Here is a 15,985-nt window from a genome sequence, read left to right as displayed (position 1 = left end):
CGAATGCGGCACATCGAAGTCCTCGTGTTGGACGAACACCAAGACGCAGTCTTGAACGTACTCCACGAGGAGAACATCGACTACGTACTCACAGACGAGACGAGCGGGCGTGAAGACGCTGCAGTCGTTCGATTTCCACTCCCCACGCAGGCCGTCGAAGAGGTGCTTTCGACCTTGCGAGAGGCCGGGTTGGAGGAGGACCGCTACACGGTCGTCGGCACAGCCGAGTCCGCTCGTACGCAAAATTTCAGCGACTTAGAAGCGCGCTTCGTCGCGGGTGGCGAAGACGACGACAGAATCGCCCACGAAGAGATTCGGGCGAAGGCGCTGGACATGACGCCCGACGCGAAGACCTACTACTCGATGACGCTACTGTCGGCGGTGGTGGCTACCGCGGGTCTCCTGTTGAACTCACCGGCCATCGTCGTCGGGTCCATGGTCATCGCGCCCCAAGTCGGGTCGGCGCTGACCGCCAGCGTCGGCGTCGTGCTAGGCGACCGAAAGATGGCAAAAGACGGCATCGGCGCGCAGGTGTACGGCCTCTTTCTCGCCGTCGTCGGCGCGCTCGTGTTCAGCGGCTTTCTCCGCGCGGCGGCGTTCGTGCCGCCCGCGTTAGACGTGACGACCGTCAGTCAAATCGGGAAGCGCGCTTCGCCCGGACTGCTCTCGCTCGCGGTGGCGATTGCGGCGGGCGCGGCTGGGGCGTTCGGGTTGGCGACGGCACTCCCCGTTTCGCTGGTCGGCGTCATGATTGCGGCGGCGATCATCCCGGCCGCCGCGGCCGTCGGCATCGGACTGGCAGCCGGAAACCCCGTCGTCGCGCTCGGTGCGGCGAGTCTGCTGGTCGTGAACGCGCTGGCCATCAACCTCGTCGGCATCGCAACACTGCGCCTGCTCGGCTACAGAAGCCACCAGTCGCCCGACGAATCGAACGGCTCTATGGGATTCGCGAAGAAAGTCGCGCTCGCCGGTCTCGTGCTAACTGTCACTGCGGGTGCTGGCTTCGCCATGTCTCAACAGATGGCCTTCGAAAACACGGCCAATCGCGAAGTGCAGGACGTCCTCGAACAGAGTCGCTACAATCAACTCGAACTGGAGAGCGTCGAGACAGATTTCAACGACCGCGGCGTCTTCGAACCGACCCAGCAGATAACCGTTCAGGTGAGTCGTCCCGCCGACGTTCGGTATCCCGAGTTAGCTTCGACTATCGCCGAGCGATTAGACCGGGAGTACGACCAGCGCATCACGGTCGAAGTGCAGTTCGTGGAGCGCCAGCGGGCGAATAGTTGAACTAGCTACTGCTGGCGTTGTAGACCACCTGCACCTGTGCGACCACGGTGACTGGCCCAGATTCGATGTTGGTGGCGGCGTCACCGCCCGCCGTCGTGGCCTCGGCGACAGTCGCCCGAACTGGACTGAACGACAGGTCGCCAGTCGAGGCACTGTGGACGTTCGTGATGGTGAGGTTGGCTTCCTCGGCGATGACATCTGCGTTGGCGCGGGCGTTGCTCATCGCGTCGCGGAGCGCGGCAGAGCGCACTTCGCGGCGGCGGTCCTCGGAGAGCGTCAACTCGACGCTATCGACCCGGTTCGCGCCGTTCGAGACGGCCACGTCGATTATCTGGCCCACGCGGTCGGCGTTCGAGAGCGTGATTTCGAAGGCGTGGATGCCCCGGAATCCGGTCGGTTCGCGGCCCTTCTCGGTGTGGTCGTACTGCTGGTCGATGTTGAACGCGACGGTCCGGATGTCGTCGTCGGTGACGTTCGCGTCCGCGAGCGCAGAGCGCATCTGCGAGACGTTCTGCGCGAGTTGCTGACGGACTGCGTTGGCGTCGTCACCCTCCGCGACGACTGCGACCCGGAGGATGGCTTGGTCCGGCGTCGCCTCGGCCTGTCCGCTCGACGCGACGCTGATCGACTGACCGTCCGTCGAATTCTGCACCTGTGCGTTCGCCGAGTCGGTCGGATTCAGGCTCCCAGCGCACCCAGCGGTGACAACGAGCAAGACGACTCCCAGCGTTGCGAGTATTCCCCTGTGCATCGAACACTGCTACGACGGTAACCGGGATATAGTTCCCGTAGAGTCAAATGGCGGCTTTACTCATGGCGGCGGAGTAATCTGCGTTTCAGAGCCAATCGGGCCACGGACTACTCTCGTCTTCGCCCGGTATCCGCTCGTACTCTACGTATCGAACTTGCACCTCCACGCGACGCCCGTTCGCGTCGTTGACGCGCTCGCTGATTCGCTCGGCCAACCCCGGATAGCTCTCGCCCGGTGGGTGGCCGACCGTGACGACGACTCTCTCCGGTCGCGTGAACGGTAACGTTCCGCCTGTTTCGAACTGGGTGTCGAGCAGCGACGCGTTCCCAGTTCCCTCGACCGTCGTCCGGATGTCCTCCTGCGCTTGATTCTGGAATCCGGCCGACTGAATCGTCGTGTAGGTCACGCCGCCGAGGAATACCGACAGCACCGCGAGGGCGACGAGCAAGACGCCCACACGCTTGTACAACAGCGAGCGGGTCTCCTTCAAGTCGAACCACGTCTTCGGTCGGTAGCCGAGATACCAGAGGACTAGAAGGCCCGCGAGGTTGATGGAGAGCAGGTTCACCAGCACGAGGACCGCCGAGCTAAACGCTGCGAGGGGTTCCCCCCACGCGATAGCGATGCCGACGGCCGCGGCGGGTGGGACGAGCGCCGCCGCAATCATGACGCCCACGAGCGCGACCGAAACGCCGGACGCGAGACTCAAGATTCCGGCCGCACCCGCACCGAGGGCGACGACGAGCGAGAGGAAGTCCGGCGAGAGTCGGCCACTGACTTGGGAAATTTCGGTGACGTTCATCCCCGGCGGGACGAGATAGCCGTATCGCACCCCCAACGCGAACAGCGTGGCGCTCCCGACGGCGGTGAGGCCGCCGATAATCTGGAGTTTGACGCCCTCTCGAAAGAGGTCGCGGTCTCCCAGCACGGTCCCGACGCTCGCACCCATGGCTGGACCGATGAGCGGCGCGATGACCATGGACCCGACGACCACGGCCGGTGAGTCGAGGAGAAGACCCGCCGTGGCCACGACTGCGCTGATGATGGTCATCGCCACGAACGTCGGCAGTTCGGGCGACATCTCGCGTGCTCTGGTCCGAATTTCCTCGCGGGCGATGCGCTCGGTATCGCCGTTCTCTTCGGCGTAGCGTTTCTCCAGTTCTTCGAACTTCCGTGAAGTGTCGGTCTCGGCGTCGATGATGATGGCATGGGTCTCGTCGCCGACGCCCGCGTCGTCCAGTTTGTCCAGAATTGGCTGGACGGCGTTCGTCGGAAGGGGGAAGTACGCGATGGCGGTGTACTCCCGACCACTGGTCTCGTCAGTCATCATGTAATCGACGCCCTCGGAGTCGAGGACGTCGGCAACCGCTTCTCGCTTGCCCGCCGGTATCGAGACCTGCACGAACCGCATACCCGCAACTGGTGTGGCGACTGACTATAAATGGGGCGGCAATAGCGTGAGTGGGTTTAGTGGGTTGTTTTCGTTGTCGGGGATGTCGTGCGGTTTCTTTGGATACGGCGCAGAAACGTGCGTCTCAGAGTACCGGAAACTGCGTCCAGAAGGAGTAGTTACTCTTCTTCGTCGGTGACCCGGACAGAAATCTTGTCGGCAGATTCCCGGACTGTCACCGTCACTTCCTGAATATCGAGTTGGATAGTCGTGTTCGCCTCTCGGTCGGAGTCGAACAGCGCATCGAGGGCGTCCGTATCGACGAAGTCGTAGAGTGTCGAACCTAGGGGAAAGCTGAACCCTTCGAATTCCTCCAGTGCTTCGAGGACGACGACGCTCGCCTTCGCTCGAACGGCCTCGGTTTCGGAACTGACCTTCATGACTTCTCACGTACTCCAATGGAGGAACGGTGAAAAGAGTATTGGTCGATGTCCCCTATACTATAAAATACTCGTGGCCGACACCAGTCGGTGCGAAAGTCACGCGCTGGATGAACCGAGACCCCTCGAAACCTGCATTTCCAAATCACACCGATTAAACCCTCTCGAAGCCAAATCAGACCATGTTCGAAAATCGCCCGAATATCGGTTCGGAGGTCGTCTTCGTCGGCCGGTCGAACGTCGGGAAATCGACGCTCATGCGAGAACTCACCGGCCACAAGTTCGACACCGGTGGCAAGCCTGGCGTCACGCGCTCGCCCAACCACTACGACTGGGCCAGCGACGACTTCATGCTGACCGACCTGCCGGGATTCGGCTTTATGTCCGGCGTCTCCGAGGACCGCCGCGAGCAAATCAAGACAAACATCGTGCGCTACGTCGAGGACAACGCCGACAAGATTCTGGTCGGCATCCTCGTCGTGGACGGCAAGAGCGTCGTGGACATCATCGACCGCCACTCCGGCGAGGACGAGGTCCCCTACGACGTGGAGATGTTCTACTTCCTGCGGGACGTCGGCATTCCCACAGTCGTCGCGGTCAACAAGATGGACAAGGTAGACGACGAGGACGAGCGCCTGAGCGACCTCTGTGACAGACTGGGTCTGCATCCGCCGTGGAAGCAGTGGCAAGACACCATCGCGCCCATCTCCGCGAAGCGCGGCAGTATCGACCCGCTGAACGAAGCGGTCAAAGAGAAACTACACGAGCAGAAGCGCGACGATTTGCTGAAGTTCTTCTCCTGATTACAACGAGTTCCGAACCGAGCCCTACAGCGACTCTCGGACTGCTTCTAACAACTCTGACGGCCCGTCTTCGTCGTAGACGTTCGCCGCCGGAAGCCCGTGTTTCTCCGCTTCCGTCTCGCCGTCGCCCCACGTCGAGAGTGCGGCGACAGTCGCGTCCGAGAGTGCCCCGATAGCTTCGATTTCTGCCTCGACCCCTGCCACAGAGAACCGTTCGAAGTCCGCCCGACCAGTCCGATTGGGGTCGTCCACGAGCACCACTGCGTCGGGATTCGCCCCGTGGAGAAGCGAGAGCGTCACGCCCGAGTACGCCCGGTGAGTCAGTGCGGCTTGGCCTTCCACGACGACGAAATCGTGGTCCGCCGCCACGTCGCAGACGAGGTCTTCGACGACGCCTGCTGTGAAGTCCGCCGGAACGCGGTCGATGACGACGCCCCGGTGCGCGCCGACCATGAGACCAGTCTGACCGGTCGCCACCCATCCGGCGTCCAGTCCTGCGTCGCGTGCCGCACGGTACAGTTCGAAGGCAGTCGTTCGCTTGCCGACCGCACAGTCGGTCCCGAGCGTGAGAATCACGTCGGCGTCTACGTCGTCAACTCGGCCGTCCCCCACGCGCACGTCGTCTCCTTCGGGCGGCTTTCGCACGTCGAACAGTTGGACGCCGAACTCGTCGGCGATGTCTGCCCACTGGCAGTCGGCCGAGAGGAACGTGTGGAGACCAGACACCACGTCACAGCCTGCACGCATGGCTTCTTTGATGTCTTCGACCCACTCCTCGGGAAGTTTGCCGCCCGCGGGCGCGACACCGATGACGAGCGCTTCTGCGTTGGGTGCGGCTTCGAGCGCGTCTTCGACCGAGGCAACGACCGGTACGTCCGGTACGTCGTCGCGGTTCAGAACGTCGCTCGCAGACTGCCCGGCGGCGGTCGAATCGACGACTGCTTGCGAGTCGAACAGTTCGCTGTGCATCACTACGCCGTTGGCCGTCTTCCCCTCGGGAGTGCCGAACTTCCCTTCGGCGAGGACGACGGCGGGCGCTGGCGCGTCGAACGCGTCGTGGAGGTTCACTTCTGGTGAAGGTGACCGCAAGCGCATAGCTACCCTCCCAACTATGAGAGGGAGAGAGACAGTTATTTACTGTGAGCGTCCATCGGTTTAGTCGAAGGGTATGTCACACAGTGACGAACGGGGGTTACGCCTGACACTCGACATCTGGCATCCGAACTGCTGGACGCTGGAGGTGACAGAACGCACGGCAGGAGGCCTGCTCGGCCACGGCGTCCACACCATCGAGGGGTTGGCGACGGGTCGATTCACCGCCTACGGCGACACCGTCGAGGCGGTAGACCGACTCGTGGCGGCAATCCGGGAGTCGAACCTGACTCGGTCTGTCTGGGAGACCGACAGTCCACACGTCACCGACGCCGACGCAGTGGTTCCCGGGAGTGCGAATCGGGGCATCGTCGTCAAGTACGAGTTGAAAAACAGCATCAACGACGCGCTCGTCTCGCGGGGGTTCATCCCCGACGAACCGGTTAGAATGCACGGCGGCCGCGAATACTGGACGGTCATCGTGGACGAAGACCGCGAGGCGGCGTTCGAGCGACTCGACGAAATCCGCGAGGAGATGAACGCCGAAATCGACGTAGACCTACTGACCGCGCCCGCGGCGGGCAGCGGCATCTTCAACGACGACGACCTCTCGACCAGACAGCGGGAGGTGTTCGAACTCGCGCGCCAGAACGGCTACTACACGTGGCCCCGCGAGGTGTCGGCGGCCGAACTCGCCGACGAAGTCGGCATCTCGAAAGCGACGCTTCTCGAACATCTCCGGAAAGCGGAAGTGAAGTTACTCGGCGGATCGTAAGACCGCTGAACTCTATTTTTCTCGGCCGAGAACCGGTCGAAAACCCCGTTTCGGCTATCCGCCTCTCATTCTAGGGACGGGGTTGATACCCTCCCTCACCCCTATGACAATGCATGTCATCCACACAGTCGAAGGACGACCGCAGTCTTTCGCGTGACATGGGCGCACTCGGTGCGATGAGTACCGTCGTCGCAGGAACACTCGGAGCAGGTCTGTTCGTGACCTTGGGGACCGCAAGCGCGACCACCGGTCCGAGCGTCATCCTCGTAGTGATTCTGTCGGGAATACTGGCTATGAGCATCGCCATCAACTACAGTTGGATGGCGACCATCTTCCCGGCCGCCGCGGGGTCGTACGCCTACGTCTCCCGGACGTTCGACAGTCGCCTGCCGGGCTTTCTCGTCACGTGGTCGAAGTGGCTCGGCTACATGGCCGCAGACGCCGTGCTGGCCATCGGCTTCGGCAGTTATCTCCAAGTGTTCTACCCCTCGGTGGACGCGACAATCGCGGGGTTCGCCTTGCTGACCGTCCTCTTTCTGGTCAACCTCGTCGGCACGAAGGGGTACAGTCTCTCGCAGAACGCCATCTTCGGCTTCCTCATCCTCTCGATTCTCGTCCTCGTCATTCCCGGGAGTTTCAACGTAGACCCGGCGAACTACCAGCCGTTCTTCACGGGCGGGTTCGATGGGTTCGTCGGGGCCGCCGTCCCGCTGTTCTACGCCTACATCGGCATCGCCGTCGCCGGGCAGATGGGCGCGGAAGTGAAGAACCCCGAGCGGAACCTGCCGCTGGCGATGGCGGGCGGTACCTTGGTCCTCATCGTCCTCTACGTCTGGACCGCCGCGGTTATCTACGGCGTCGTCGCCGACTACACGGTGCTGGCGGACTCGGCCCGGCCGCTCGCAACGGCCGCGCAGGCGTTCTTGGGTGACGCTGGAATCAGCGTCGTCGCGTTCGGTGGCATGCTCGCAACCGCGTCGAGCGTCCACGCAGTCATGGCCGCCGGAATCAAGATGCCCTACTCGTGGTCGTGGGACGAAGTGTTCCCCCAGAAGTTCTCGGAAGTGAGCGACCGCTTCGGCACGCCTCACTGGTCGCTTGCGACGCTGTACGTCGTCGCCGCCGGACTCACATTCTGGAGTTCGGGACTGAATCAGGCGCTCGCCATCGCCACGTTCAGCTACCTCATCGCCTACGCGTCGGTCTCCGGTACTCTGCTGTACGCTCGGCTCTCCCGACCTGACCTCGTCGAACAGGCAGGCTTCGACTTCGGCTGGCTGACCCCGATTACGGGAATCGTCGGCGTTCTTGGTGCCGTCGGCCTGCTCACGGAGGCATACAAGGGGTCTCTCACGATTTACGTTCCGTGGCTCGCAGTGGGACTGGTCGTCTTCGGCATCTACTGGTACCTCGGCAAGCAGCGCGACACCGACGTGGAAGCGATTCTCGACACCCTCCCGGGTGTCTCCTCCGAGGAGCGCGACCAGAACCGAACTACTGGCGGGGTGAGCGCCGACGAAGACCCCGCGATGGGGGGTGTGAGCGATGACTGACGAGGAGCGTCAGTTTGACGTAGACGCCGAGGAGACCATCGACCTCTTGGGAGAGATGGTCCGCATCCCGAGTCCGTACTTCGAGGAACACGACCTCGCGGAGTTCGTCTACGATTGGCTCGATAATTACGACTTAGAACCGGAGTACCACCACGTCAGCGAGCCAGAGATTACGGAGTACGAGGGCGACAACGTAATCGCACGGTTGGAGGGGACCGACCCGGAAGCGCCGACGTTACTGCTGAACGCCCACATGGACACGGTGAAACTGGTCGAAGACTGGGAGGAAGATCCTTGCTCGGGTCGCATCGAAGACGGTAAACTGTACGGGCAAGGCTCCTGCGACATGAAGGGCGGCTTGGCGGCCGTGATGATGGCGTTCAAGACGCTCGCCGAGTCGGAGCAGGAACTGGCTGGTGACGTGCTCCTCACTGCCGTAGTCGATGAAGAGGGCCCCTACGGCCTCGGCACCGACCGATTGATTCGGGACGGCCTGACCGACGACTGCGACATGGCAATCGTCACCGAACCGGGGCCGATTCTCGCTCAAGAGGACATCGAGAATCCTGCGCTCCTGCTCGGGGCACGCGGCCGGTATCTGTACGACTTCACGGTCAAGGGGAAGGCCGCTCACGGGTCACAACCGCACAAGGGCACCAGCGCGCTCGTGGACGCCGGACGACTCGCAGAGGCACTCACGGAAATCGAAGTCGGGAGCCACGAGAAGTTGGGCGACGGCTCGATTTGCCCGCTCATGCTCGACAGCGGGAGTCAGACGCTCTCGGTGCCAGAGCGCGCCCGCCTGATGGTGGACCGCCACGTCGTCCTCGGGGAGACAGAAGCAGACGTGCGTGCCGACGCCGAACAGGTAGTCGCTGACCTGAATCTCGATAGCGAGGTCGAAATCAACTTCCGGGAGGCTCCGGACCCCGGCATCAAGTACGGTCCCTACGTCACCGACGAGGACCACGAACTCGTGGGGGCACTACAGCAAGCGACCCGCTCAGTCGCGGGCGTCGAACCTGCACTCGGCTACTTCGCCAGCGTCGGCGACTTCAACTATCTCGGCGACCGCGCAGGGTTGCCGACAGTAATTATCGGCCCGGACGGCGAGAACATCCACGGCGCGGGCGAGTTCGTCTACACCGACGAAGTGGTCGAGGTGACCGAAATCGTGACGGAAGCGGCGGCGGACTTGTTGGGGTAAGCGATACGGTTGCGGTCGTCGAAATTCGCTGTGCCGCGAGCAGAGCGAGCGGGCCAAGTGACGACCGTAGGGAGGAACGCCGTGTTTTTGGTCCAGCTTTTACCAGAGAGCGCAGTAAAAGGTGGTTCTAAATCACGCGGTTCGTCAGTTCTCCGTCCGTCCGAATCCGCTCGACGTTCTCCCGAACCAACTCCTCGATGTGCCGGTAGTAATCGCGCTCCGCGGCCGCCGCGTGGGGTGTGACGATTACCTCGTCCATCTCCCACAGCGGCGAGGACTCCGGAAGCGGTTCCTCCTCAAACACGTCGAGTCCCGCACCCGCGATTTCGCCCGCTTCGAGCGCGGCAACGAGTGCCGACTGGTCCACGCAGGCTCCGCGAGCGACGTTGAGGAAGTACGCGTCCTCGCGCATGGCAGCGAACTCCGCGTCGCTCATCATCCCTTCTGTCTCCTCGGTCAGCGGCACCGCGAGCGCGACAAAGGTGGCGTCAGAGATTGCTTCGTGGAGTTCGTCGGGGGTGTACACTTCCTCGACGCCCGGACGTGACTCGCCGGAGCGTCGAACGCCCGTGACGGTCATGCCGAGGGCGTCTGCGCGCTCGGCGATGCCGTAGCCGAGGGTGCCGAGACCGACCACGCAGAGCGATTCTCCGGCGAGCGTGAACCCTTCGTCCCACTCGGGGCGTCGCCACTCGTTTCTGGTCTGCTGACGCGAGTAGGCGTGGAGTCGGCGTGCGAGCATCAGCATGAGACCGACGCCAAATTCGCCGACGCTGGTGCGGTGGATGCCGCTGCTGTTGGTGAGTGTGACGTTCGCTTCTTCGAAGGCGTCGAGCGGGAAGCGGTCGTAGCCCGCCTGAATCGAGTGAATCCAATCGAGGTCCGCGTCGAGAAATTCCTCGCGGTGAGCGAACGTGACGAGAGCGTCGCAGTCGGTGAGTTTGTTGGGGTCGTCGCCGACGATGCGGACCTCGGCGTCGAGGTCGGCGAGTGCTTCGCGGAGTTTCTCCGGCGGGAAGACGACTCCGAGCGAGTCGTGAAGCCCTATCGTTTGCAGTTGCATGAGCGGGGTATGCGCGGCTAGTGGGTTGAATGTTCGGACAGCGGCTAGAAGCGTGGCACTCGGCGAATTCGAAAGGTGGCTCAGTAGAAAGTCCTCGTCACAAGGGGCTCAGAGGGGGTAACTTTCGTCACTGCCACCGGCCGGGCGTAAGCGTGGCGGACGTTTAACTCTTGCACACTCACGAGCGGAACCACGCTACTTTTGAGTTGGCACGTCGTTGTCATCGTCCATGCAACGGCGTGCGTATCTGGGGTCGCTGGCCTCCCTCCTCGGCGCGGGCTGTCTCCGGCCCGCCAGAAGCGACCCCGGCACCGCCACGGAGACGACGACGAAGGGCGTTGGCTTCCGCATCGAGACGGTGACGATGGAGTTAGAGGTGCCGTGGGGCCTGGCGTTCGGGCCCGAGGACGACCTGTACGTCACCGAGCGACCCGGCCGAGTGCAACGCGTCGAACGCGAGACCAACCGCAAGGAGATGGTCGCCGACCTCACCGAGAGTATCGCACCGCGAGGCGAGGGCGGCCTGCTCGGCCTCGCGTTCCATCCCGACGACTCGGACTTGGCGTACACCTACCAGACGTACGAGGGCGACAACGGCCTCGCCAATCGCGTCGTTCGTCACCGGGTGAGCGAAGAATTCGCCCGCGAGAGCGTAATTCTCGACGACATTCCCGGGGCGTCGATTCACGACGGCGGCCGCATCGCGTTCGGTCCCGACGGCGCGCTGTTCGTCACGACCGGAGATGCGAGTCAGGGGAGTCTGGCACAGGACAAAGAGTCGCTGGCGGGGAAGGTCCTGCGAGTCACCCCTGACGGGGAGCCGCATCCGGACAACCCCTTCGACTCGCGGGTGTTCACCTACGGCCATCGCAACCCGCAGGGGTTGGCGTGGCGCGACGGCACCCTGTTCGCCACCGAACACGGCCCGGACACCCACGACGAAATCAACGTCTTGGAGGCCGGGAACAACTACGGGTGGCCCAAGGTGAAAGGTGCGAGCGAGAAAGAGCGATTCACCGACCCCGTCACGAGTTACACGCCGACCATAGCGCCGGGGAGTGCGACGTTCTACGACGGGCCGATTTCGGACTGGCAGGGCGACTTCTTCTTCGGCACGCTCGCCGGAACGCATCTCCGACGCGTTCGAATCGACGACAATCGCAACGTCGTCGAACAGCAACCGTTGCTGGACGGCGAGTACGGTCGGCTTCGAACCGCGTTCACCGGCCCGGACGGCCACCTCTACGTCACGACCAGCAATCAGGACGGCCGCGGGTCGCCCGCACCCCAAGACGACCGCGTCCTGCGGATTCAGCCCAAGTAAACCGACCTTTTTATTGCGAGCGTGCCCCGGGGGCGCACGCTCGATAAAAACGTCGATGAAAATCACGTCGTCACCGCCTACAGAGCGCGCGAAGCGCGCTCTTCTGACGGTTCCTCGGACGCGCTTGCTCGGCGAGATTCCAGAGGAATCTCGCCTCGCTCGCGGTACAGCACGCTGGTCAACCGCACAAGGTCAGCCAGTCGAAGCAGTGGGAAAAGACAGTCAGGCGAAACAAGGTGGATGGTTAGTCGGGCGATACGGGTGGTTGGTGGGGTCTAATCGAGTGTAGAAAAGAGGGAGAGAGAATCGAGCGTAGTCAGTCCCTGAGCAGTGCCACCGCGCCGTCGCCGACTAGCGCGAACACGCCGACGAGCATCCCCAGCATCGTCAGCAGTTCCGGCAGTCGGACCCACCCGGGAAAGACGAACGAGGCGTACGCTTCAGCTTGCTTGAGCGAGCTTTCGACCGTGCCAGTGTCGCTCTCTTGGCTCTGGAGTTCCGAACCGGGAACCGTCTCGTGGTCCTCCTCCGGGACCGACAGTCGGTCTGCGGTGTAGGGCATCATGACGCCTTCGTACTTCCAGACGACTTCGCCCGCGGGGTTGATTTCCACCACGCGGTTGTTGAAGGTGTCCACGATGAGTGTGTTGCCGTTCGGCAGTCGGTCGGCGTCTCGCGGCCAGTGGAGCAGGCTCTTACCGCCGTATTCCCAGACGATTTCGTTGGTCGTCGCGTTCAGTTCGACCACGCGGTCGTTCTCGCTGTCGGCGACCAACACCGTGCCGCCGCGGAGTTTGTAGGGGTTGTGCTGGCGGTGGAGGATACTGTGGTTGCCGGGTTCGCCGACGACGTTAGTGATGTTCTTCGTTTCCGGGTCAACCTCGATGACGGTGTCGAAGTTCCGGAGCGAGAGCTGGAAGTTCCCGTTGTCGAGCTTGTCGATGTCGTTCATGTGGGTCCAGTCTTTCTCGCCGCCGGGGTTCTTCGGCCCGCCGTACTTTTCGCGGAACTCCGTGCCGTTGCCGACGTGGTTCTCGGCGTGCCACTCCCACGTGATGTTGCCGCTCTGGTTGACGACGAACGCTCGGTCGTTGCCCATGTCCACGATGGCGGTGTTGCCGTTGTCCAGTCGGTCCACGTCGTGAACCTCGTGGTGGGTGATGTACTCGTCGTGCCAGGAATACTGCCAGACGACCTCGAACGTGTCGGGGTTCATCTCGATGACTTTGGCCTCGATACACTGCCCCTTCGCTACCTGCAACTGTTCTTGGGGGCAGTTTTTCGGCTTCAGTTTCGTCGTCACCGCCACGAGATAGTTACCGTTCTCCAGTTGCTCGGCGTCGAACACCCGGGAGTTCTCGGGGGCGTACTCCCAGACGACTTCGTTGTTCTCGTCCACTTCGACGAGTCGGCCGTCGAGCCCGTAGCTCTGGACGCTGATGAGCGTGTGGCCCTCGTAGCTGCCGTTATCGACCGACTTGGCTGAGACGCCTTGGTCGGCGGTCACCGCCTGTCCGGCGAGCGCGAGCCCCAATAGCAGTACGGCCCACGCGAGATACCGCATCCTACTCCGTCGCTTCATACTGTTGACTCGCAACCGCGGTGGCTAATCGTTGGCGGTCTCCGACCGAAGAACCAAGTACCATGAGAACATATGTCACTCCATGAGCGTCTGGGGACTCATCGTCCTCTACGTCTTGGCGTTCTCCTTGCTTCAGTTGTTGCTCTATCGATACTTGCGGAGCGACGACGACAGAGCGTTGTTCCGTTCGACGCCCCCGTCGAGCGACCTCTCTGCGATGGACGACTTGAACGACTTCGAGTTAGAAGACCGTTCGGCCAGTACCAACCCGGAGACGATAGTCTGTCCGCGCTGCGACGAAGAGAACGAGACCGGCTACACGTACTGCTGGAACTGTGCGGAAGCGATGACTGCTCGGTAGCGGCGACTGCTCGACAATTGCACGGCAAGGAAGTGCCACGAGCGCGACTGTACGATGAAAGACCTTTCTCGGTAGACTCCCGAGCAGTGTGTATGCCCCGTGCCGTCGCCATCAACGTCGGAGCGAACACCAACGTCCCCGGCGTCCGTGGCCCGATATATCCCGACGGAACGTTCGAGTACGTGCCGATTCCGGAGGACGAGGAGACGAGCGAGAGCGTCTCGGTTCCGACCTACGCGGACTTGGCGTTGGAGACGGAGTTACCGGAGAGAAAAGACGAACTGCCGGTTCACCTCGACCCCGAGTTCGCGGAGTACCCCGAATGCGAACGCTACACCTACGGCGACCCGCACGGCGTGAAGGCGCGCCCGCTGTTGGAACTGACAGCTGGCGACTACGTCTTCTTCTACGCGACGCTGACGACGCACGAAGATGCAGAGCCAGAGCCAGAGCCAGAGAGACGCGAATCGTGGATAACACCCGAGTGGGGGACCTACGTCATCGGTCAGTTTCGGTTGGCAGATGACCCCATCGACGGAGCGGCATTCTCGGAACTACCAGAACGAGAGCAGGCAGTCTTCGCAAACAACGCCCACGTCAAGCGCGAGGAGTTCGACGCGGCGGTCATGCTGGTGGGCGAGGATGAAGAATCGAAGTTGTACGAGACGGCGGTGCCGTTGAGTAGCCCAGAACAGGGTTCGACCGCGAACGAGGTGGTCACTGAACTGTCGAGCGATTCGGGGAAAGGGCCGTGGTGGCGGCGGCCGATGAAGTTCGACTCGGAGGCGACGGCGGCCGTGCTGGAAGTGGCCGGAAGCGACGGGTCGAAGAACGTCCGCGAAGTCGTCGAGCGAACACGTACCGACGCCTAAAACTGTAAACTATCGGAGTTTACTTGCGACGTAGCTCGCAAAATCCGTCGCTCGGACATTTCGTCGAGACCTAACTAGCGACAATGAACTGTACTCTTTGACTTGCCGATAGATCTTTTCTACTGCCCCCGCTGTGGGTGTCGTTCGGGTACAATGGTAGTACGTAGTCAGTTCCGGGGCAAACTTCGCTTTATAGTCCACGAGCCCGCGTTCGTTCGCACCCATGAAGTCGTAGCGGGTGAGCCCTCGGGCCTTCATCTCGCGCATGATGTGCCAGTCTACGAGGTCGTTGACGGGAAGTATCGTCGTTCGTGGCTTGACCCCTCCTTGCCACGCATAGCACGTATCTCCGTCCTCGATTGTGAGAGTACCGCCAACTGGTTCACCGCCGACGAGACAGACGTACGGACGGATGTAACCTGCAGGGAGTGCATCGTACAGTGCGACCACGAACTCAATTTCGAGCGGAAATTGGACGCCCTTTTCCGCGTGGCGCTCCTCCGTGAGTTTCATCAGTCGCCGAACGTCGTCACGGCTCCCCTCGCGTATCGAGTAGTCCGATTCGTCGCTCGTACGGATGTGGTTGCGCGCGTCACTACTGAAACTGTCCAGCAACTCGTTCTCATCGGGCGTGAGGTCTACGACGTACGAACAGCGGGGCGTGACTCCGAAGTTGTTCCAAGCGAACGGTCTCGGGTCCGAGTTTCTATCGGTCGTCCGAATTCTCACGTAGGAGGGCTGGCACGTAGTCTCGATCCATTCGGAAACGGCATCGACGAACCGTAACTGTCGTTTTTCCAGTCGCTGTTGACTCAGACGGTCTGTATCGAGCAGAATCGGACCGAGGTACCGAACTCGGAACGACGGAGGCGGGGAGAAGACGAGCGTTAGCGGCCCTCTCGATGTTTCGAATACCGGAAACAAGCCGATAGGTTGGTCGCCTTTGTAGCCGACGAGTAGGTGGAGAGTCATCGTAGACCACTCTTCCAACAGTCGGAGACACTCCAACCGATGGAACGGCGTACTCGTAGTCGAACGCTCAACGTACTGGTTCCATCGCTCGCGGTCCGCGTCGTCTGCCTCTCGAACGAGAATTCCCTTCGTCGTTATTTCTACGCTCATCGAAGACACTCCAGTGTCACAACTGACTACAAACCGCCAACGGCGACTTTGTTATTGGCCCGCTGTCCTCTGGTATGGATGATTATACGCGTCTAATGTCACGACAGGTAGACAGTAATCGAAAATGCAAACCTCCTTCTCTGACCGGATTCGTACATATTCCACGTCAGGTTGGAGAAGCGAACTCGTCAATAAAGTAGATTCGAAAATTCTATTCGCACAAGTGGTAGAATTTCAAAACCAATTCGTCGAGAAAATCACGAGGTGGCAACTGGTTTTATAACTTCAGCGTGTAAACCTGCTATAGTGTACCAGATCGGTCGTCGTCTCGGTTCCCACCACTGCAACCCCAGGTGGGCA

15 protein-coding genes are annotated in these 15,985 nt (G+C 61.8%); 8 read left to right on the top strand and 7 right to left on the bottom strand.

What is annotated here, in order from left to right; genetic code table 11:
* The first annotated feature begins 3 nt into the window (after positions 1–3).
* Entirely contained in the window at positions 4–1,290 is a 1,287-nt protein-coding gene (locus F7R90_RS01375) for a TIGR00341 family protein (RefSeq protein ID WP_158055494.1), read from the top strand.
* A 1-nt stretch (position 1,291) separates the two neighbouring features.
* Here the strand turns inward: F7R90_RS01375 and F7R90_RS01370 are convergent, their stop codons facing one another.
* The 3 genes from F7R90_RS01370 to F7R90_RS01360 form a co-directional block, all read right to left on the bottom strand.
* Positions 1,292–2,041: an SIMPL domain-containing protein gene (locus F7R90_RS01370; RefSeq protein WP_158055493.1), complete on the bottom strand. Its 750-nt coding sequence runs from the start codon at positions 2,039–2,041 to the stop codon at positions 1,292–1,294.
* An 85-nt stretch (positions 2,042–2,126) separates the two neighbouring features.
* Positions 2,127–3,452: a TIGR00341 family protein gene (locus tag F7R90_RS01365; RefSeq protein ID WP_158055492.1), complete on the bottom strand. Its 1,326-nt coding sequence runs from the start codon at positions 3,450–3,452 to the stop codon at positions 2,127–2,129.
* Positions 3,453–3,610: 158 nt separating this feature from the next.
* On the bottom strand, positions 3,611–3,871 hold the full coding sequence (locus F7R90_RS01360) for a HalOD1 output domain-containing protein (RefSeq protein WP_158055491.1): 261 nt from the start codon (positions 3,869–3,871) through the stop codon (positions 3,611–3,613).
* A gap of 182 nt (positions 3,872–4,053) precedes the next feature.
* On the opposite strand from F7R90_RS01360, the gene engB reads away from it, so the two are divergent.
* A complete protein-coding gene (engB, locus tag F7R90_RS01355) occupies positions 4,054–4,674 on the top strand; it encodes a GTP-binding protein EngB (RefSeq protein ID WP_158055490.1) in 621 nt (206 codons plus the stop codon).
* A gap of 24 nt (positions 4,675–4,698) precedes the next feature.
* Here the strand turns inward: engB and F7R90_RS01350 are convergent, their stop codons facing one another.
* Positions 4,699–5,742: a DUF1611 domain-containing protein gene (locus F7R90_RS01350; RefSeq protein WP_158058807.1), complete on the bottom strand. Its 1,044-nt coding sequence runs from the start codon at positions 5,740–5,742 to the stop codon at positions 4,699–4,701.
* Between the two features lie 100 nt (positions 5,743–5,842).
* Here F7R90_RS01350 and F7R90_RS01345 point away from each other — a divergent pair, with 100 nt between their 5' ends.
* From F7R90_RS01345 to F7R90_RS01335, 3 genes are all read left to right on the top strand, one after another.
* On the top strand, positions 5,843–6,541 hold the full coding sequence (locus F7R90_RS01345; protein WP_158055489.1) for a helix-turn-helix domain-containing protein: 699 nt from the start codon (positions 5,843–5,845) through the stop codon (positions 6,539–6,541).
* A gap of 113 nt (positions 6,542–6,654) precedes the next feature.
* Complete coding sequence (locus F7R90_RS01340; RefSeq protein ID WP_158055488.1) at positions 6,655–8,094, top strand: APC family permease; 1,440 nt, start codon at positions 6,655–6,657, stop codon at positions 8,092–8,094.
* Positions 8,087–9,301 carry a M20 family metallopeptidase gene (locus F7R90_RS01335; protein ID WP_158055487.1) on the top strand — a complete coding sequence of 405 codons (1,215 nt, stop codon included), beginning with the start codon at positions 8,087–8,089 and terminating at the stop codon, positions 9,299–9,301. Before F7R90_RS01340 ends, F7R90_RS01335 begins: the two co-directional genes overlap by 8 nt.
* A gap of 127 nt (positions 9,302–9,428) precedes the next feature.
* On the opposite strand, the gene ddh is transcribed toward F7R90_RS01335, so the two are convergent.
* Positions 9,429–10,364 carry a D-2-hydroxyacid dehydrogenase gene (ddh, locus tag F7R90_RS01330; RefSeq protein WP_158055486.1) on the bottom strand — a complete coding sequence of 312 codons (936 nt, stop codon included), beginning with the start codon at positions 10,362–10,364 and terminating at the stop codon, positions 9,429–9,431.
* Positions 10,365–10,593: 229 nt separating this feature from the next.
* Here ddh and F7R90_RS01325 point away from each other — a divergent pair, with 229 nt between their 5' ends.
* Entirely contained in the window at positions 10,594–11,688 is a 1,095-nt protein-coding gene (locus F7R90_RS01325; RefSeq protein WP_158055485.1) for a PQQ-dependent sugar dehydrogenase, read from the top strand.
* Positions 11,689–12,004: 316 nt separating this feature from the next.
* Here F7R90_RS01325 and F7R90_RS01320 read toward each other — a convergent pair whose 3' ends face one another.
* Complete coding sequence (locus tag F7R90_RS01320; RefSeq protein WP_158055484.1) at positions 12,005–13,270, bottom strand: aryl-sulfate sulfotransferase; 1,266 nt, start codon at positions 13,268–13,270, stop codon at positions 12,005–12,007.
* A gap of 82 nt (positions 13,271–13,352) precedes the next feature.
* Between F7R90_RS01320 and F7R90_RS01315 the strand changes: the two genes are divergently transcribed.
* Positions 13,353–13,631 (top strand): DUF7577 domain-containing protein, encoded by a 279-nt coding sequence (locus F7R90_RS01315; protein WP_158055483.1) that lies wholly within the window; start codon positions 13,353–13,355, stop codon positions 13,629–13,631.
* Positions 13,632–13,723: 92 nt separating this feature from the next.
* The gene (locus F7R90_RS01310) at positions 13,724–14,503 is read left to right on the top strand and encodes an Nmad3 family putative nucleotide modification protein (RefSeq protein ID WP_158055482.1); all 780 of its coding nucleotides are present in this window, start codon (positions 13,724–13,726) and stop codon (positions 14,501–14,503) included.
* 9 nt (positions 14,504–14,512) lie between these two features.
* Here F7R90_RS01310 and F7R90_RS01305 read toward each other — a convergent pair whose 3' ends face one another.
* Complete coding sequence (locus tag F7R90_RS01305; RefSeq protein WP_158055481.1) at positions 14,513–15,625, bottom strand: lipid II:glycine glycyltransferase FemX; 1,113 nt, start codon at positions 15,623–15,625, stop codon at positions 14,513–14,515.
* Between the last annotated feature and the right edge of the window lie 360 nt (positions 15,626–15,985).

The organism is Halorussus halophilus (genome assembly GCF_008831545.1).
GTDB lineage: Archaea > Halobacteriota > Halobacteria > Halobacteriales > Haladaptataceae > Halorussus > Halorussus halophilus.
This window is presented reverse-complemented; position numbering and strand designations above follow the sequence as displayed.

Excerpts from the sequence above, each read along its gene's own strand:
- F7R90_RS01345 (WP_158055489.1), top strand. The coding sequence starts at position 5,843 with ATGTCACACAGTGACGAACGGGGGTTACGCCTGACACTCGACATCTGG.
- F7R90_RS01310 (WP_158055482.1), top strand. The coding sequence starts at position 13,724 with ATGCCCCGTGCCGTCGCCATCAACGTCGGAGCGAACACCAACGTCCCC.
- ddh (WP_158055486.1), bottom strand. The coding sequence starts at position 10,364 with ATGCAACTGCAAACGATAGGGCTTCACGACTCGCTCGGAGTCGTCTTC.
- F7R90_RS01360 (WP_158055491.1), bottom strand. The coding sequence starts at position 3,871 with ATGAAGGTCAGTTCCGAAACCGAGGCCGTTCGAGCGAAGGCGAGCGTC.
- F7R90_RS01325 (WP_158055485.1), top strand. The coding sequence starts at position 10,594 with ATGCAACGGCGTGCGTATCTGGGGTCGCTGGCCTCCCTCCTCGGCGCG.
- F7R90_RS01340 (WP_158055488.1), top strand. The coding sequence starts at position 6,655 with ATGTCATCCACACAGTCGAAGGACGACCGCAGTCTTTCGCGTGACATG.
- F7R90_RS01375 (WP_158055494.1), top strand. The coding sequence starts at position 4 with ATGCGGCACATCGAAGTCCTCGTGTTGGACGAACACCAAGACGCAGTC.
- engB (WP_158055490.1), top strand. The coding sequence starts at position 4,054 with ATGTTCGAAAATCGCCCGAATATCGGTTCGGAGGTCGTCTTCGTCGGC.
- F7R90_RS01335 (WP_158055487.1), top strand. The coding sequence starts at position 8,087 with ATGACTGACGAGGAGCGTCAGTTTGACGTAGACGCCGAGGAGACCATC.
- F7R90_RS01370 (WP_158055493.1), bottom strand. The coding sequence starts at position 2,041 with ATGCACAGGGGAATACTCGCAACGCTGGGAGTCGTCTTGCTCGTTGTC.
- F7R90_RS01305 (WP_158055481.1), bottom strand. The coding sequence starts at position 15,625 with ATGAGCGTAGAAATAACGACGAAGGGAATTCTCGTTCGAGAGGCAGAC.
- F7R90_RS01315 (WP_158055483.1), top strand. The coding sequence starts at position 13,353 with ATGAGCGTCTGGGGACTCATCGTCCTCTACGTCTTGGCGTTCTCCTTG.
- F7R90_RS01320 (WP_158055484.1), bottom strand. The coding sequence starts at position 13,270 with ATGAAGCGACGGAGTAGGATGCGGTATCTCGCGTGGGCCGTACTGCTA.
- F7R90_RS01365 (WP_158055492.1), bottom strand. The coding sequence starts at position 3,452 with ATGCGGTTCGTGCAGGTCTCGATACCGGCGGGCAAGCGAGAAGCGGTT.